Below are 14987 nucleotides of genomic sequence, written 5' to 3'. Positions count from 1 at the left end.
CCACGCCGGCCGGTGGTCACACCATCGGCAGGCAGCATCCCTCCCTCACCTGCGCCACCCAGTGCGGGTCGTGCCACCACGGTTCGTCCGCGGCCAGCGGGCGGGCCGTCCGTGCCACCGCCGGCGTCGGAGACAGCGCCCCGAACGGCGCGACGAGGTCCGCCACGGTGTGGTCCACCCCACCCACCATCACGCGCCGCACCCGCGACGCATCGCCGATGTCCTCGAGCGGATTGCCGTCGACACACACGAGGTCGGCGAGTTGTCCCCGCACAAGAGTCCCGACGTCGTGCCCCAGCACCCGGCCGGCGTTCGCTGTGGCGGTGCGCAGCGCGTCCACCGGCCGCATGCCGTGTTTCACCATCGCCCGCAGGTTCAGGTGCAGGCTCAGGCCCGGCGCCACGATCGGGAAGTCGCTGCCGCACACGATGGTCACGCCCGCGGCCTGCTGCGCGAGGATCGTCTTGACCTGGTTGACCACCATCCGCACCGGCCGGCTCGGGCCGCCGCGCGCAGCGCGTTCGAGCGGCGCGCGTTCGTCGGGCGGCATCAGCACCTGCACGCGGGGATCGGCGAGCACCTCGTCCGGCGTGTCGCCGAGCAATCCCTCGAGCCCGAAGATCGTCGGCACGCGGAAGCTGCGGCTCGCGCCGGCAATCGCGACGACGTCCTGGTAGCCCACGCCGAGCATGCTGCCCGTGCGCGAGTAGCCGAAGCGACTCGTGCCCCCCATGTGCTCGTGCCCCGGCGCGCCGAAGGCCACGGCCGGGAACAGGTAGTGCGAGGTGATCGGAACACCCAGACGCTGCGCGATGCGCACGGCCCGTGCCTGCAGGTCGAGCGGCAGGCGCACATAGGTCTTGAGCAGGTCGTAGTCGAGCGCGCGGGCGCGCTCGAACTCGCGCACCAGCTGCGATGCATCGCGCACCGGGTGCATGCCGTCGTAGAACACGCGGGCCCCGTCGAGCGCCTCGCCCGTGCCGAAATGCCGCGGGCCCACGCGGCGGCCCGAGTCGACCGACTCCTTGTTCTCGAGCGCGAGGTAGGCGTTGTCGCTCAGGCCCCGCGTCGTGGTGATGCCGTAGGCGAGGAAGAGGCGCGGCTCGCGTGCACCGAACTGGATGCCCATCTCGCGGTGGGTGTGCATGTCGACGAGGCCGGGCATCACCGTCTGCGAACTCGCGTCGATCCAACGCACCCCGGGCCGGTGGGCACGGTGCGGCTCGACGACCGCGATGCGGTGGCCATGGATCACCACGTCGACGTCGGTGCGCCACGTGTCGGCCACGCCGTCCCACAGGCGGCCGGCGTGCACCACCGTCACGCCCTCCGGGCGCGCGACCTGCCAGCGCAGGCCGAACGGCACGTCGCGGGTGGTGCCCGACACCAGGTCGCGCAGGCGCAGCGTGCCGTTCGACAGGTAGAGCAGGTGTTTCCCGTCCCCACTCTGGCTGAGGGCGTCGGCCGTGTCGTCGCCCAGCGGTTCGGGGGCGCCGCGCAGCGTGCCATCGGCCTCGATGGGCGAGCGCCACGGCGTGCCGCCGAGCGTGTAGATGAAGTGGCGTCCGTCGGCCGACCACAGCGGGCCGTTGACGTTGCGCACGTCGAGCGAGGTCCCGGGCGCGGGCAGCTGGTAGCGCATCGCGCCGGTGGCGAGGTGCACGACGAGGATCGCGGTGAAACTCTCGCGGTACCGCGCGGACAGCGGCCGCACCGCGGCGAGCGCGAGCCGGCTGCCGTCGGGCGACCAGCTCGGCCGCCCCGACCACACGGTCTGCCGCGCCACGCGGCGCAGCACACCGGAGTCCGGATCGACGAGGCACAGCCAGCCGTCCTCGCTCGCGCAGGCGATGGTGCGGCCATCGGGCGACCAGGCCGCCTGCTTCAGCGGCTTGTCAGCGAAGGTGAGCTGGCGGGCCTCGCCGCCCGTCACGTCCAGGCGCCACAGCTGCATCGAGCCGCCGCGGTCGCAGGCGTACACCAGCGAACGCCCGTCGGGCGACCATGCGGGGCCGAGCTTCGCGCTCGTGTCCGACGTGAGGCGGCTCGGGTGCGGGTCCCCGACGGTCAGCACCCACAGCTGGCCCAGTGCGGTGAACGCGACCCGCCCCGCATCGGGCGACAGCACCGGGAACGAGATCCCCCTCACGCGCCGCGGCGCCGCACTGTCGAAATCGCGGCGTCGCCGTGCGGCGGGCCGGTTCGCAGTGACCCGCACCGTGGCCGCGAACGGCACCCGGCCGACGCGGCCCTGGTCCCGGCGCCAGTGGTGGATGCCACCATCGGCGGTGTAGAGCAGCTCGTCCTTCGACAGCCAGACGGCGGGCAGCGGGAACACGTCCTCGGCCACGTCGGTGACGGGAATGCCCGCCACGACGAGGCGGCTCTCGCGGATGTCGCGCGGCGTGCCGGCGACCGAACGCCAGCTCAGCCGGCCGTCGGGCGACCAGGCCGGTGCGCTGGCCCCCGGCCCCTCGGCCTCGACCCGCACGCCGGACACCGCTTCGCCGAGCACCCCGACCGACAGGATGCGGCCGCTGCTCGCGAAGGCGACCCGGACGCCGTCGGGCGACCAAACGGGTTCGGCGTCCTGCCCACCGGTGTCGGCCAGCACCCGCGTGCGGCCGCTCGCGACGTCGAGCGCGTGCACCGCGTACCGCCCGTCGCGGTCGGTCGCGAAGGCGATCTCGCGGCCATCGGGCGACCAGCGCGGTTCGCGGCAGTCCGCCTCGCCCCGCGTGAGCTGGCGCAGGCCCCGCCCGTCCGCGCCCACCGTCCACAGCTGGAAGCTACCGTCGCGGTAGGACTGGAACACGAGCGTGGTGCCGTCGGGCGACCAGTCGGGCCGGGCCACGTCGTGCAGGTAACCGGTGAGGCGGCGCGCGGGGCCCCCTTCGCGCGGCAGCGCCCACAGCAGGCCCTGCAGGTCCATCGCGAGCGTGCGCCCGTCCGGCGACAGTGCGATCGCGAGGTTGGTGCCCTGGGTCAGCACGACGGGGGAGTCGCCCCACTCGGCCTGTTCGTCGAGCGGGGCATCGAACGGCTCGGCCGGCGCCGCGCAGGCGAAGTCGGTGGCGAGGCCCGCGGCGAGTGCACCGCCGAACGTCAGGAAGCCGCGGCGGCCGAGGGCACCGACCTCCTGGCAATGGGAACAGAACGGGGACACGGCACGGACCTTCGTGTGGATCGAAGGCCCATCCTAGGCAGCCCCGGGCCGGCGCGTGTCGCCGTTTCCGCGCGGCCTCGCCACGCTTTCGGAAACGCTCAGTCGAGTTCGTCCTCGGTCTCGGCCTCGGTGGCCTTGGACCGTGTCGCCTTGGCGGTGTGAAGCGCCCGCGCGGCGGCCTCGTCCATCGGCAGCGAGCGCATCTCGTCGAGCCGGCGCGCCAGCTGCTCGGCGAACCGCGCGGCCGGCAGCGGCAGCGTGCGGCCCTTGAGCTGGCCCAGCACCAGCGGGCCATGGGCGCCGTCGGCCTCGTCGATGGGACGCACCGCGAGCTCGGGGTCCTCGCGCCAGCGGCTCGCCCCGATGTCGACCTGGAAGCTGATGACCTCGGTGCCCTTGACCATGTCGGCCAGCAGGTCGAACGAGTTCGACTCGATCACCGGGTTCGGCTGCACCGAGCCGCGGGCCAGGATCTGGTCGATGAGTTCGCGGCCCGAGTAGCTCGGCTCGGGCAGCGCGAGGTCGTACATCAGGCAGTCGCGCACGCGCAGGCGGGCCTTCGCGGCAAGCGGGTGGTCGTGCGCCATCACGGCCACCATGCCCTGCCCGATCGACATCACCGGCTGCAGCTCGGCCGCATGCGGCGGCCGGAACACGAGGATCAGGTCGGCCTCGTAGGCGAGCAGGTGGCGCATGGCCGTGGTGTGGTCGCACACCGTGATCGACAGCTTCACGAGCGGGTGTTTAGCGCGGAACTCGATCATCTCCTTCATCAGGAAGCCGCGCGCCACCGCCTGACTCACCGCGATGCGGATCTCGCCGCGACGCAGGCCGTTCAAGGCCTCGATCTGCGAATAGACGCGGCGCAGGTCGGCGTTCTGGTTCTTGATCCAGCCGATGAAGATCTCGCCGGCGGCCGTGAGCTGCACCCCCGAGGAGGTGCGCTCGAAGAGCGCGGCCCCGAGGTCGGACTCCACGTCCTGGATGCGGCGCAGCAGCGCCGACGGGGTGACATGAAGCCGTTCGGCGGCCTGCCGGACGGACCCGACTCGGGCGACTTCTTCCAGGTAGCGCCAGACGCGCATGTTTCTCAAGGCCACGGGGTACTCCTCGAACACGAAAGTCAACGCACCCGCGCGAATTTGGCACCCCACAGCTGAACGGCGATCCACTAACGTGATCACCGCACACACGCACCAGAAGGGGCACTCACGCGGCAGACGCGGGTTCCTTCAAGCAAGCGAGGTGCCAGTTGTCGGACAACAGCGGACCACATCACGAACAGGGAGCATCGACCATGGATCTCGGCTTGCGCGGCAAAGTCGTCGTCATCACCGGACCGGCCAAGGGCCTCGGCCCGGCCATCACCCTCGCGTTCGCGAAGGAAGGCTGCAAACTCGTGCTCGCGAGCCGCGACCTCGATGCCATCGAGGCCATCGCGATGAAGACCGAGGGCAACGGCGGCCTCGCGCTGCCGGTGCGCTGCGACATCACGAAGCCGGCCGAGACGGACCGCATGGCCGAGCTGGCCGTGCAGCACTTCGGGCAGATCGACGCACTGATCAACGTGGCGAGCGACACCGGCCCCATCGGCGACGCGACCTGGAACACGTCACCCGACGAGTTCGAGCACACGATGCAGGTGAACCTGCTCGGCTGCTTCAACACGATGCGGGCGGTGCTGCCGCGCATGATCGCGCGCCGCTACGGGAAGATCGTCAACGTGGGTGGCACCTACGGCATGCGCGCCCGCGCCGGGCGCATGGCGTACTCGGCCTCGAAGTGGGGCCTGCGCGGCGTGACCAAGTCGGCCGCCATCGAGGCCGGCCCGCACAACATCAACGTCAACTTCGTGGCCCCGGGCATGGTGGACGACGAACGCTTCCGCAAGAAGTGGATCCCCGACGCGATGACGAAGTTCGGGCTCGACGAGGCACAGGCCGAGGTGCGGCACGCCGAGGAGTACGCGCTGCGCCGCATCACCACGGTGACCGACGTCGCAAATGCGTGCCTGTTCCTCGCGTCCGACGTGTCACGCCAGATCACCGGGGTCGACCTGCCGGTGGACGGCGGCTGGGCCGCGTTGTGAACAACACGATCGAGGTCGCGCACGTGTTCGCGCGGCCCGGCGCCGAGGCGCCGCTCGGGCCGTCTCGGCTGCACCTGCGCGAGGGCCGCATCGCGCGCATCGAAGCGCTGCCGCAGGTGCCCGCTGCCGCACGCCACCTCGTCGCGCTGCCCGCACTCGCCAACGCGCACGACCACGGCCGCGGCCTGCGCACCCTCGCCTTCGGCGCGCGGGACCAGTCGCTCGAGACGTGGCTGCCCGAACTGGCGTACGAGCCGCGCGTGGATCCCTACCTGCGCGCCGCGGTGGGCTTCGCCCGCATGGCCGAAGGGGGCATCGCGGTGGCGAACCACTGCCACAACACGCAGGACGGCACGGCGCTTCTGAAGGAGGCCGAGGGGGTGTCCCGCGCGGCCCGCGACGTGGGCGTGCGCGTGGCCTTCGCGGTGCCGTTCGCCGGCCGCAACGGCGTGGTGTACGGACCGATCGAGCCACTGCTCGCGCGCCTGCCCGACGGGGACCATGCACGCGTGAAGCGCATGCGCACGCCCGCGCGCACCACGGCCGAGAACTTCGCATTGGTCGACGCCATCGCGCGGCTGGAACACGATTGCTTTTCGGTGCAGTACGGCCCGGTGGGCCCGCAATGGGTCGACGACACCACGCTCGCGGCCATCGCCCGCGCCAGTGCCGACACCGGCCGGTGCGTGCACATGCACCTCTTCGAGACGGAACGCCAGCGTGCGTGGGCCGACGCCGAACACCCGGGCGGCCTGCTGCACCACCTCGACGACATCGGGCTGCTGAGCCCGCGCCTCACGCTCGCGCACGCCGTCTGGCTTGACGATGCGGACTGCCGGCTGCTGGCCCGGCGCGGCGTGACGATAAGCGTGAACGTCTCGTCGAACCTGCGGCTCCGCTCGGGCGTGCCGCCATGGACCCGCCTGCTCGACGCCGGCGTGTGTTTCGGCCTCGGGCTCGACGGCATGAGCCTCGACGACGACGAGGACATGCTGCGCGAACTTCGCCTCGCCTGGCACCTGCTGGCCGCGAGCGACCGTCGGGGGCGCTTCACCTTCGCCGACCTCTTCCGCGCCGCGTGCGTGCACGGGCGCACCACCGTCACCGGCCCCGACGGCGGGGGCGTGCTGGCCGAAGGTGCACCCGCCGACCTGCTCGTGCTCGACACGCGCCACTCGACCCGCGACCGCATCACCGACGACCGGCCGGCACTGCTGGACCTGCTGGTGGGGCGGGCAACCCGGCGCGACGTGCACCGGCTTGTCGTGGCGGGCCGCACCGTGGTGCACGAGGCTGCCTGCAGCCGTGTCGACCTGCCGGCGCTCGAAGCGGCCCTGCTCGCCGAGGCGCGCGAGGTGGAGCGGGTGTCGCCCCCGGACCGGCCCGCCATCGAACGGCTGCACCAGGCGGTGCGCGGCCATTGGGGCTGCGCGGGCTGCTGAACCGTCAGACAGGTGCGAGCGTCGACTTGAGGTCGAAGGATTCGTCGGCGAGCCGTTCGGCATCGATCGCCACGCCGGCCGCCACGAGTTTGCGGCTCAGCAGGTGTTCGGCCGGCCGGTTCACCGAGTGTGCTGCGGCGACGCGGCCGTCGCGCAGGTGGAACGCCGTGAAGCGGTGGTCATCCGGACGACCGCGCAGCACGAGTGTGTCGGAGGCCTCGCCGAGGCCGGTCATCTGCAGCTTGAGGTCGTGCTGTTCGCTCCAGAACCACGGCACCGCCACGCACGGTGCATCGCGGCCCACCAGCGTGGCCGCGGCCGCACGGGCGCCATCGTTGGCGGCCTGGATGGACTCGAGCCGCACCGGCCGGCCTGGCCGGGCGGTGAACGGGCTCGGCATCGCCACGCAGTCGCCCGCGGCCAGCACGCCGGGGACGGGCGTGTGGCCCCGGGTGTCGACGAGCAGTGCCCCGTCGCGGTCGCCTGGCAGGCCGGCCGCACGGGCCCACTCGGTGTTCGGGATCACGCCGATGCCGGTGACGACCAGGTCGCATTCGACACGGTGGCCGTCGTCGAGTTCGACGGCTTCCACCCGCGACGTGCCGAGGAAGGCGCGCACCCCTCGCCCGCACAGCACGTTCACGCCGCGGTGCCAGTGCACGTCGGCGATGTACTTCGACAGGCGCGGCGTGAAGCTGCGCGGCAGCAGCCGCGTCTGGGTCTCGACCACCGTGACGTGGATGCCACGGGCCGTCAGCGCCGAAGCGGTCTCCAGGCCGATGAACCCGCCGCCGATCACGCACACGCGGCGCACCCGGCCGAGTTCCCCGGCGATTCGGAGCGCGTCGTCGAGCGAGCGCAGGCTCAAGACCCCGTCCAGCGCGGCACCCGGCAACGCCAGCACACGCGCCCGGGCGCCGGTGGTGATGGCGAGGTGGTCGTAGGCCAGCGCCGACCCGTCGTCGAGCGTGACACGGCGCGCGGCGACATCGAGCGCGACCGCCCGGCGGCCCAGCAGCAGCTCGATGCGCTGTTCGTCGTAGAAGGCCGGGCCACGCAGGCCGATCTGGTCGACCGCGGTCCGGCCATTCAGCACACCCTTCGACAACGGCGGCCGCTGGTACGGCAGGTGCGGTTCGTCGCCCACCATCACGATGGGGCCGTCGAAACCCATCTCGCGCGCGGACGCGGCGAGCTGCACGCCCGCGCACGACGCCCCCGCGATCACCAGCGTGCGTGCGCTCACGACTGCGTGGCCGGCACCTCGACGGTCAGGCCGTCGAGCGCGGGGCCGATGATGATCTGGCACGAGAGCCGGCTGGTCGGGCGGCGTTCGGCGGCCACCGCGTCGAGCATCTCGGCCTCGAGTTCGTCGGGAGGCGGCAGGCGGTCCAGGTCGGCTTCGGCGACGTACACATGGCACGTCGCGCAGGCGCACGAGCCGCCGCACTCGGCGTCGATGCCCCGCACGTTCGCGTGCACCGCCGCCTCCATCACGGAAAGGCCGTCGCGGACGTCGACGGTGCGCACCGCGCCGTCCTTCAGGATGTAGTGGATGGCGGGCATGGTGTCAGAACAGGTCGAAGTACTCGCGGTGTTCCCATTCGGTCACCTCGAGGTTGAAGCGTGCGATCTCGGCGTCCTTGATGTGGCACAGGTAGTCGACGAAGCCGCGGCCCAGCTGTTCGCGCAGGACGGGGTCCTCGCGCAGGCACTGCATCGCCTCGCCGAGTGACCGCGGGAGCGGATCGGCCTGCGTCTCGTACGGGGCATCGGCGGACGGCCCCGGGTCGAGCCGGCGCTCGATGCCGTCGAGCCCGGAGAAGAGCTGCGACGCGAGGTAGAGGTACGGGTTCGCGGTGGGCTCGCCCACGCGGTTCTCGATGCGCGAGGCCGGATCGCCGACCGCACCGAGCACCCGCAGCATCGCGCCGCGGTTGTCGCGCGCCCAGCTCGCGCGGTCGGGCGCGAGGGACATCGGGCGGTAGCGGCGGTAGCCGTTGACCGTGGGGCTCGCGAGGGCCGCGGCGCCGCGCGCGTGGGCCTTGAGCCCGCCCAGGTACGCCATGCCCAGCGGGCTGAGCGGCGCGCCCGGTTCGGTGGGCACGAAGGCGTTGCGACCGGTGCTGCGCTCGCGCAGCGACTGGTGCAGGTGCCAGCCGCTCGACATCACGTTCGGGATGCGCGGGCGGCACATGAAGGTCGCGTGGTAGCCGTGGCGCTGGCAGATCTGCTTGACCGCGCTGCGCAGCAGCACCATCGTGTCGGCCGGGGTCGTGCCCGCCGTGGGCCCGAACGTGAGCTCGAACTGGCTCGGCCCGAACTCCACCTCGAGCGAACGCAGCGGCAGGCCGAGCGCCTGCAGGTTCGTGCGCAGCAGTTCCATCAGCGGCTCCACGCGGTCGTAGCGCAGCTCGGTGAGGTACTGGTGGCCGTGCGACAGCAGCGACACCGTGGGCGGCGTGCCGGGCTGCCCTGAGTCGGCGAGCGCGAGGTTCTCGCGGTCGAGCCGGAACGCATGGAACTCCACCTCGAGCCCCGCCACGAACTCGAGGCCGTGCGTGTCGAGCTGGCGCACCGCGCGCTGCAGGACCTGGCGTGTGCCGAGCGGCGACGGCCGGCCGTCGGCCATCATCGCGTCGCACAGCACCCAGCCCGTCTTCGGCGACCACGGCAGGATGCGGAAGGTCGTGGGGTCGGCGACGATGGTGAAGTCGGCCCCACCCTGCATGCCCTCGAACGCGAAGCCGCCACCGGCCGAAAAGACGGGGAACACGGTCTTGTGCGACGTGTCCTTCGCGAGCAGCGTGGTGGTCATGTTCACGCCGTTCCACAGGCACGACACCGCCTCCGACGCGATCAGCGTCTTGCCCCGCAGGATGCCGTGCTGGTCGGGGAACGCGAAACGCAGCACCTCGATGTCGCCGGCCTCGATGCGGCCCGCGATCTCGGCGGCCGCATCCCGCTGCGCGTCCGACCAGAGGCCGTGCCGTTCGACGAAGCTCATGGCATGTCCCTTCAGGCGCCGAGGCGCGCCGACGCCCAATCGGACTTCCGGCGACGCTCCAGGTCGGCGTCACGCCAGTAGGCATCGGGGTTCTCGGCGAGGCCGATGCCGTCGATGGACGGCGGGCCGCTGAAGTTCGCAGCCTCGTCCGCGCGGATCAGCATCGGCGCGGACTCACCCGCCTGCGTGTCCTCGATCGCCTTCACCAGCAGCTTGCGGTACGCGATGATCCCCTTGTCGGTGGTGCCGAGGTGCTCGCGCGTGCGGTCCTGGATGCGCCCCTGCGACTCCACCGCCCACTGGTCGTGCACGTTGATGTCCATGCCCATGCCGGTGTAGGTTTCGGTCAGCTGCTCCTGCACGTCGTAGCCGTAGCCGTTCGCGCGGTTCTTGCGCGGGACGTAGTCGGGCAGTTCGTAGAGTTCGAGGCGCTGGGCGCGCATCTGCTGCTTGTCCACCGGGCCGGTGAAGCTCGTGAAGATCGCATACCAGTAGCAGCTCGTGTCGTCGACCGGGACGTGCCACTGCGAGATCGTCATCTCCGAGCTCATCGGAATCACGAACGCCTGCGGGAACACGACGTTCGTGACCCGCACGTGCATGTCGCGGTCGTTGAGCTGGCGCAGTGCGGTGAGGCGCATGCCGTAGTCGGTGGGGTGGACCCGGATCTCGGGACGGTCGTACTCGCGGAGCACCTGCGTGATGGGCATCGACGAGTCGGCCGATGCGCCCCGGAACTGCTTGCCGTAGCTTTCCGAGGTGTCCTCGTCCTGGAAGAAGCGGTGCAGGTACGACGCGTGGGCCGGATCGATGCCCACCTCGAGCGCCTGCAGCCAGTTGCAGTCGAAGAGCCCCTTGAACGCGAACGTGTGCGAGTCGGGCGCCACGAAGCAGTCGAACTCCGGGAAGGCCGGCGGCTCGCCGTCGCCGAGGTAGCCGAACACGATGCCGCTGCGTTCGACCACGGGGTAGGCCGCCTGGCGGATGCGCGTGCACAGCTTGCTGCCCGCGGGTTCGGCCGGGGTCTCGAGGCATTGGCCGCTCTTGTCGAACAGCCATCCGTGGAACGGGCAGCGCAGGCCGCCACCTTCGAGGCGGCCGTACGCGAGGTCGGCGCCGCGGTGCGGGCAGTCGCGGTCCATCAGGCCCAGGTGTCCGTGTTCGTCGCGGAACAGCACGAGGTCCTGCCCGAGCAGCCGCACGGCCTTCACGGGCCGCGGCCCGGCCAGTTCGTCGACGAGGGCCACCGGCTGCCAGTAGCGCCGCAGCAGCGTTCCGGCCGGGGCACCCGGGCCCACGCGGGTCATCAAGTCGTTCAGCTCGGCACTGATCATCTGTCGCTCTCCACCGGTCGTCCGGCCTGTTGCATCAACGCGGTCAGTATCGAATCAAAGGGGCGGAGAGGCCGTTGCCAATCGCGGCGGGGCGGGGCACGAAGAAGTGAACGCGGCCGCGCTAGACTCGTCCGACCCGTCGCCCGACCGAGGAACCGCCTTGCTCCCGAAACGCCATCTGCTGCTCGCCATCGCCGCCCTCCCCGTCCTGCTGGCCTGCGCGGGCACCCCCGACCCCGCCGTGGCCCCGGCCGACGACACCGCCTTCATGGCCTGGCTGCGCAACCTGACGGACCGGCTGAAGGCCGACCCGTACGCGAAGCCGCTGCCGATGAAGGGCAAGTTCGAGAACGACGCGTTCCTCACGCGGCTGCACGACGCCTATCGCAAGCGCACGTCGCGCGAGGCGTTCGCCACGTGGTTCAACGGCCAGTACCCCGGATTCCTCTACGAGGGGTCGGTGATCACCGAACAGCTGCCGCGCTGAACCGCCGCACGGGGACTTTCCCGTACGGCGCGTGAAATGGCACACGAAGACGGGGCAGAAGCGGCTGACCGGCCGTGCCGATATCCCTGGGGCAGTGCGCGCGCCACCGGTGCGCGGATCCCCCTGGTGGCCCCGATGACCTCGCCGAACCCTCCGATCACGCCGCTCTCCGACGACGCGTTGCGCCAGCACGCGCTGGTCTCGACCCTCGACCACGTCAAGGCCTTCGCGCAGTTCTCCCCGCAGGGGGAATTGGTGACGGCGAACGACATCTTCCTCGACCTGCTGGGCTACACGCGGGACGAGGCGATCGGCTCGCACCACCGGCGCTTCTGCGACCCGGCCTTCGTGGCCTCGCCCGAGTACGCGCACTTCTGGCAGCGCCTGCGCGCCGGCGAAGCGTACACGGACCTCTGCGAGCGGCGGCGCAAGGACGGGTCCGTCTGCTGGCTGGAGGCCACCTACGCGCCGGTGCGCGAGGACGGTGTCATCACGCGCATCCTGAAGATGGCGAGCGACGTCACCGAACGCGTGCACCGCGACCACCTGGCCCACGAGAACGTGCGCCGCCTCTCGCTCGTGGCCAACGCCACCGACAACGCGGTGCTCATCACCGACGGCCGCTGGCGCACCGTGTACGTCAACCAGGGCTTCGTTCGAAAGTTTCGCCTGAAGCCGCACGAGATCGGCGGCCGCCAGCCCACGTTCACGCTGGCGCCGCACCTGTCGGGCGACGTGCTGCGCGACATGCGCCGCGAACTGCGCCAGGGCCGCGACGTTCGGCGCGAGGAGGTGCTGCGCGCCCGCGGCCAGGAGCGCTACTGGTGCAGCATCGCGACGAGCCCCGTGTTCGAGCAGGGCCGCCTGGTCAACACCGTCACCGTGATCACCGACATCACGCAGTCGAAGATGCACCAGGTGCTGCACCAGCGTGTGCTGGAGGCCATCGTGCACGAGCGCCCGCTGCTCGACGTGCTGGAGATGATCTGCGCCGAGGTGGAGCGCATGCTGCCCGACATGGCGTCGGCCGTGCTGGAAGCCTCGCCCGACGGCATGGTGCACCTGCTGGCGGCCCCGCGCCTGCCCACCGATTCGCTGCGCCGCCACAGCGGCCGCGTGCGCTGGCCCGGCGGAGACCGCGCCGTGGAAGGTGTCGACCCGCTCGTGCAATTCCAGTTCGATGCCGACGCGGAGATGCCGCTGCGCGACGAACTGCTGGCCCTCGGCTACCGCCACGTGTGGGGACTCCCGGTGTTCGACGGCGACGGCAAGCTCATCGGCGGCGTCGTGCTGCACGGCCGCGAGCCGCAGCCCATCGACGCCTTCCAGCGCGGACTGATGGACGCGGCCGTGCACCTGTGCGCGCTCGCGCTGACGCGGGAGCGCGCCAAGGAGCGCATCCGCCAGCTCGCCTTCTACGACGCGCTGACGCACCTGCCCAACCGCACGCTGCTGCTCGGCAAGGCGGCGCAGGCGCTCGCCACCGCCCGCCGCAACGGGGCGCCGGTGGCCGTGCTGTTCATCGACCTCGACCGCTTCAAGCGCGTGAACGACTCGCTGGGCCACGCAGCCGGCGACGACCTGCTTCGGCACGTGGCCGACCGCATCGGCGCGGCTCGGCGGCACAGCGACATCGCCGGGCGACTGTCGGGCGACGAGTTCGTGCTCGTGTTGCCGGACTGCAGCGCGGCCCACGCCACCGACATCGTCGAGCGGCTGCAGGCGAGCCTCGCCGTGCCCATCGAGCTGGCGGGCACGCGGACGCAGTGCTCCGCGAGCATCGGCATCGCGATGTTCCCGCACGACGGCAACGACATCGACACGCTGCTGCAGCGCGCCGACATGGCGATGTACCAGGCCAAGGGCGAGACCCGCGGCCGGTTCGCGTTCTTCAGCCACGAGCTCAACGTCGCCGCGCAGGAGCGCCTCGCGATGGAGGACGCGCTGCGCCTCGCGCTGCAGAACGGCGGGCTCGCCCTGCACTACCAGCCGCAGGTGTCGATGAACACCGGCGAACTGCACGGCGTGGAAGCCCTCGCGCGCTGGACCGACCCGCACTTCGGCGCGGTGCCGCCCAGCCGCTTCGTGCCGCTGGCCGAGGACTGCGGCCTGATCGGCGAGCTGGGCCAGTGGGCCCTGAACCTCGCCTGCACGCAGCTCGCCGCATGGCGGGCGGAGGGCCTGCGCGTGCCATCCGTGTCGGTGAACTTCTCGCCGACGAGCTTCCACGACCTGGGCCTGCCCGAGTTCGTGGCCGCGACCCTCGCCCGTCACGGCCTCGACCCGACCGACCTCACGGTGGAGATCACCGAAAGCGTGCTGATGGACGAACACCCGAGCGTGGCCTCGACCATCCAGGCGCTGAGCACGATGGGCGTGCGGCTCGCGATGGACGACTTCGGCACCGGCTACTCGAGCCTCAGCTCGCTGCGCCGCCTGCCCATCAGCGAGCTGAAGCTCGACCGCAGCTTCATCAACGACCTCGAGCGCAACCCCACGGCCCGCGCGCTGAGCCGCGCGGTCGCGCAGATCGGGTCCACGCTCGGGCTCACCGTGGTGGCCGAGGGCGTCGAGACGGACGCGCAGCATGCGCTGCTGGCCCGCCAGGGCTACCACGTCGCGCAGGGCTACCTGCTGGCGAAGCCGCTGCCGCCCGAGGCGTTCGGCACGTGGCTGCGGTCGGTGCCGGCGGCGCAGGACTCCGTGTTCGGCTAGGAGGACCGCGCCTCGGCCTGCCAGCGATCCACCAGCCCCGGCACGGCCTCGGACGCGAGGTCGCGCAGGAACTCGAACCGCGGCGGCGGGCTGTCGACCTCCAGCGCCACCAGCACCTTCTCGGCCGCGTCGGGCGCCTCGTGCACGAGGCCGGCCACCGGCCACACCGACAACGAGGTGCCGACGACCAGCACCTTCGCCGCGCCGCGGAGGTGGTCGCGGGCCTCGTCGAGGAAGCGCACGTTCTCGCCGAACCACACCACGTCCGGGCGCAGCTGGCTGCCGCGCGGGCACAGGTCGCCCAGCGCGATGGGGCGGTCGTCGAGGCGCACGCGGTGGCCGCCTTCGCGCTGGCCACGCGCGTACGCGAGCTCACCGTGCACGTGCAGCACCCGCGTGGAGCCGGCGCGTTCGTGCAGCGCGTCGACGTTCTGCGTGATCACCACCACCTCGTGGGTCGACTCCAGCCGCGCGAGCGCGCGGTGTGCCGCATTGGGCTCGGCCGCCCACGCGTCGCGGCGCCGCTGGTTGTAGAAGTCGAGCACCAGCTGGGGGTCGCGGGCGAAGCCCCCGGGGCTCGCCAGATCCTCGAAGCGGTGCTGCCGCCACAGGCCTCCAGCGCCGCGGAAGGTGGAGAGGCCGCTTTCGGCGCTGATGCCGGCGCCGGACAGCACGACGACCTTGAGGGGGTTCGCGAAGGTGGAGCTCATGGCGAGATCATCGCAGCCCGGCGGTGCACGTGTCAGG

11 protein-coding genes are annotated in these 14987 nt (G+C 71.7%); 4 read left to right on the top strand and 7 right to left on the bottom strand.

Annotation, left to right across the window (positions count from 1 at the left end):
- Positions 1-16: 16 nt before the first annotated feature.
- The gene (locus A4W93_RS01715; RefSeq protein ID WP_085748968.1) at positions 17-3166 is read right to left on the bottom strand and encodes an amidohydrolase family protein; all 3150 of its coding nucleotides are present in this window, start codon (positions 3164-3166) and stop codon (positions 17-19) included.
- 98 nt (positions 3167-3264) lie between these two features.
- A complete protein-coding gene (locus A4W93_RS01710) occupies positions 3265-4266 on the bottom strand; it encodes a LysR family transcriptional regulator (protein WP_218919183.1) in 1002 nt (333 codons plus the stop codon).
- Positions 4267-4463: 197 nt separating this feature from the next.
- Between A4W93_RS01710 and A4W93_RS01705 the strand changes: the two genes are divergently transcribed.
- Together A4W93_RS01705 and A4W93_RS01700 are read left to right on the top strand one after the other, a co-directional pair.
- Entirely contained in the window at positions 4464-5255 is a 792-nt protein-coding gene (locus tag A4W93_RS01705; protein WP_085748966.1) for an SDR family NAD(P)-dependent oxidoreductase, read from the top strand.
- The gene (locus A4W93_RS01700) at positions 5252-6697 is read left to right on the top strand and encodes an amidohydrolase family protein (RefSeq protein ID WP_085748965.1); all 1446 of its coding nucleotides are present in this window, start codon (positions 5252-5254) and stop codon (positions 6695-6697) included. The genes A4W93_RS01705 and A4W93_RS01700 overlap by 4 nt, the downstream gene beginning before the upstream one ends.
- Before the next feature lie 4 nt (positions 6698-6701).
- Here the strand turns inward: A4W93_RS01700 and A4W93_RS01695 are convergent, their stop codons facing one another.
- From A4W93_RS01695 to A4W93_RS01680, 4 genes are read right to left on the bottom strand one after another with little or no spacing between them, the layout of a single operon-like run.
- A complete protein-coding gene (locus A4W93_RS01695) occupies positions 6702-7943 on the bottom strand; it encodes an NAD(P)/FAD-dependent oxidoreductase (protein WP_237357663.1) in 1242 nt (413 codons plus the stop codon).
- On the bottom strand, positions 7940-8263 hold the full coding sequence (locus tag A4W93_RS01690; RefSeq protein ID WP_085748964.1) for a 2Fe-2S iron-sulfur cluster-binding protein: 324 nt from the start codon (positions 8261-8263) through the stop codon (positions 7940-7942). Before A4W93_RS01690 ends, A4W93_RS01695 begins: the two co-directional genes overlap by 4 nt.
- 4 nt (positions 8264-8267) lie before the next feature.
- Positions 8268-9704, bottom strand: coding sequence for a glutamine synthetase family protein (locus tag A4W93_RS01685; RefSeq protein WP_085754003.1), 1437 nt, complete (start codon positions 9702-9704; stop codon positions 8268-8270).
- A gap of 11 nt (positions 9705-9715) precedes the next feature.
- Positions 9716-11038, bottom strand: coding sequence for an aromatic ring-hydroxylating dioxygenase subunit alpha (locus A4W93_RS01680; RefSeq protein ID WP_085748963.1), 1323 nt, complete (start codon positions 11036-11038; stop codon positions 9716-9718).
- 160 nt (positions 11039-11198) lie between these two features.
- On the opposite strand from A4W93_RS01680, the gene A4W93_RS01675 reads away from it, so the two are divergent.
- Positions 11199-11525, top strand: a complete 327-nt coding sequence (locus tag A4W93_RS01675; protein ID WP_085748962.1) for a hypothetical protein — start codon at positions 11199-11201, stop codon at positions 11523-11525.
- 135 nt (positions 11526-11660) lie between these two features.
- Positions 11661-14240 (top strand): sensor domain-containing protein, encoded by a 2580-nt coding sequence (locus A4W93_RS01670; RefSeq protein ID WP_085748961.1) that lies wholly within the window; start codon positions 11661-11663, stop codon positions 14238-14240.
- On the opposite strand, the gene A4W93_RS01665 is transcribed toward A4W93_RS01670, so the two are convergent.
- Positions 14237-14950, bottom strand: a complete 714-nt coding sequence (locus tag A4W93_RS01665) for an SIR2 family NAD-dependent protein deacylase (RefSeq protein WP_085748960.1) — start codon at positions 14948-14950, stop codon at positions 14237-14239. The genes A4W93_RS01670 and A4W93_RS01665 overlap by 4 nt on opposite strands.
- Positions 14951-14987: the final 37 nt, after the last annotated feature.

The sequence above is a fragment of the Piscinibacter gummiphilus genome (assembly GCF_002116905.1).
Lineage (GTDB): Bacteria > Pseudomonadota > Gammaproteobacteria > Burkholderiales > Burkholderiaceae_C > Rhizobacter > Rhizobacter gummiphilus.
The sequence above is the reverse complement of the archived record's forward strand: the minus strand, read 5'-3'. Positions and strand labels throughout refer to the sequence as shown.

Excerpts from the sequence above, each read along its gene's own strand:
- A4W93_RS01705 (WP_085748966.1), top strand. The coding sequence starts at position 4,464 with ATGGATCTCGGCTTGCGCGGCAAAGTCGTCGTCATCACCGGACCGGCC.
- A4W93_RS01690 (WP_085748964.1), bottom strand. The coding sequence starts at position 8,263 with ATGCCCGCCATCCACTACATCCTGAAGGACGGCGCGGTGCGCACCGTC.
- A4W93_RS01685 (WP_085754003.1), bottom strand. The coding sequence starts at position 9,704 with ATGAGCTTCGTCGAACGGCACGGCCTCTGGTCGGACGCGCAGCGGGAT.
- A4W93_RS01680 (WP_085748963.1), bottom strand. The coding sequence starts at position 11,038 with ATGATCAGTGCCGAGCTGAACGACTTGATGACCCGCGTGGGCCCGGGT.
- A4W93_RS01670 (WP_085748961.1), top strand. The coding sequence starts at position 11,661 with ATGACCTCGCCGAACCCTCCGATCACGCCGCTCTCCGACGACGCGTTG.
- A4W93_RS01665 (WP_085748960.1), bottom strand. The coding sequence starts at position 14,950 with ATGAGCTCCACCTTCGCGAACCCCCTCAAGGTCGTCGTGCTGTCCGGC.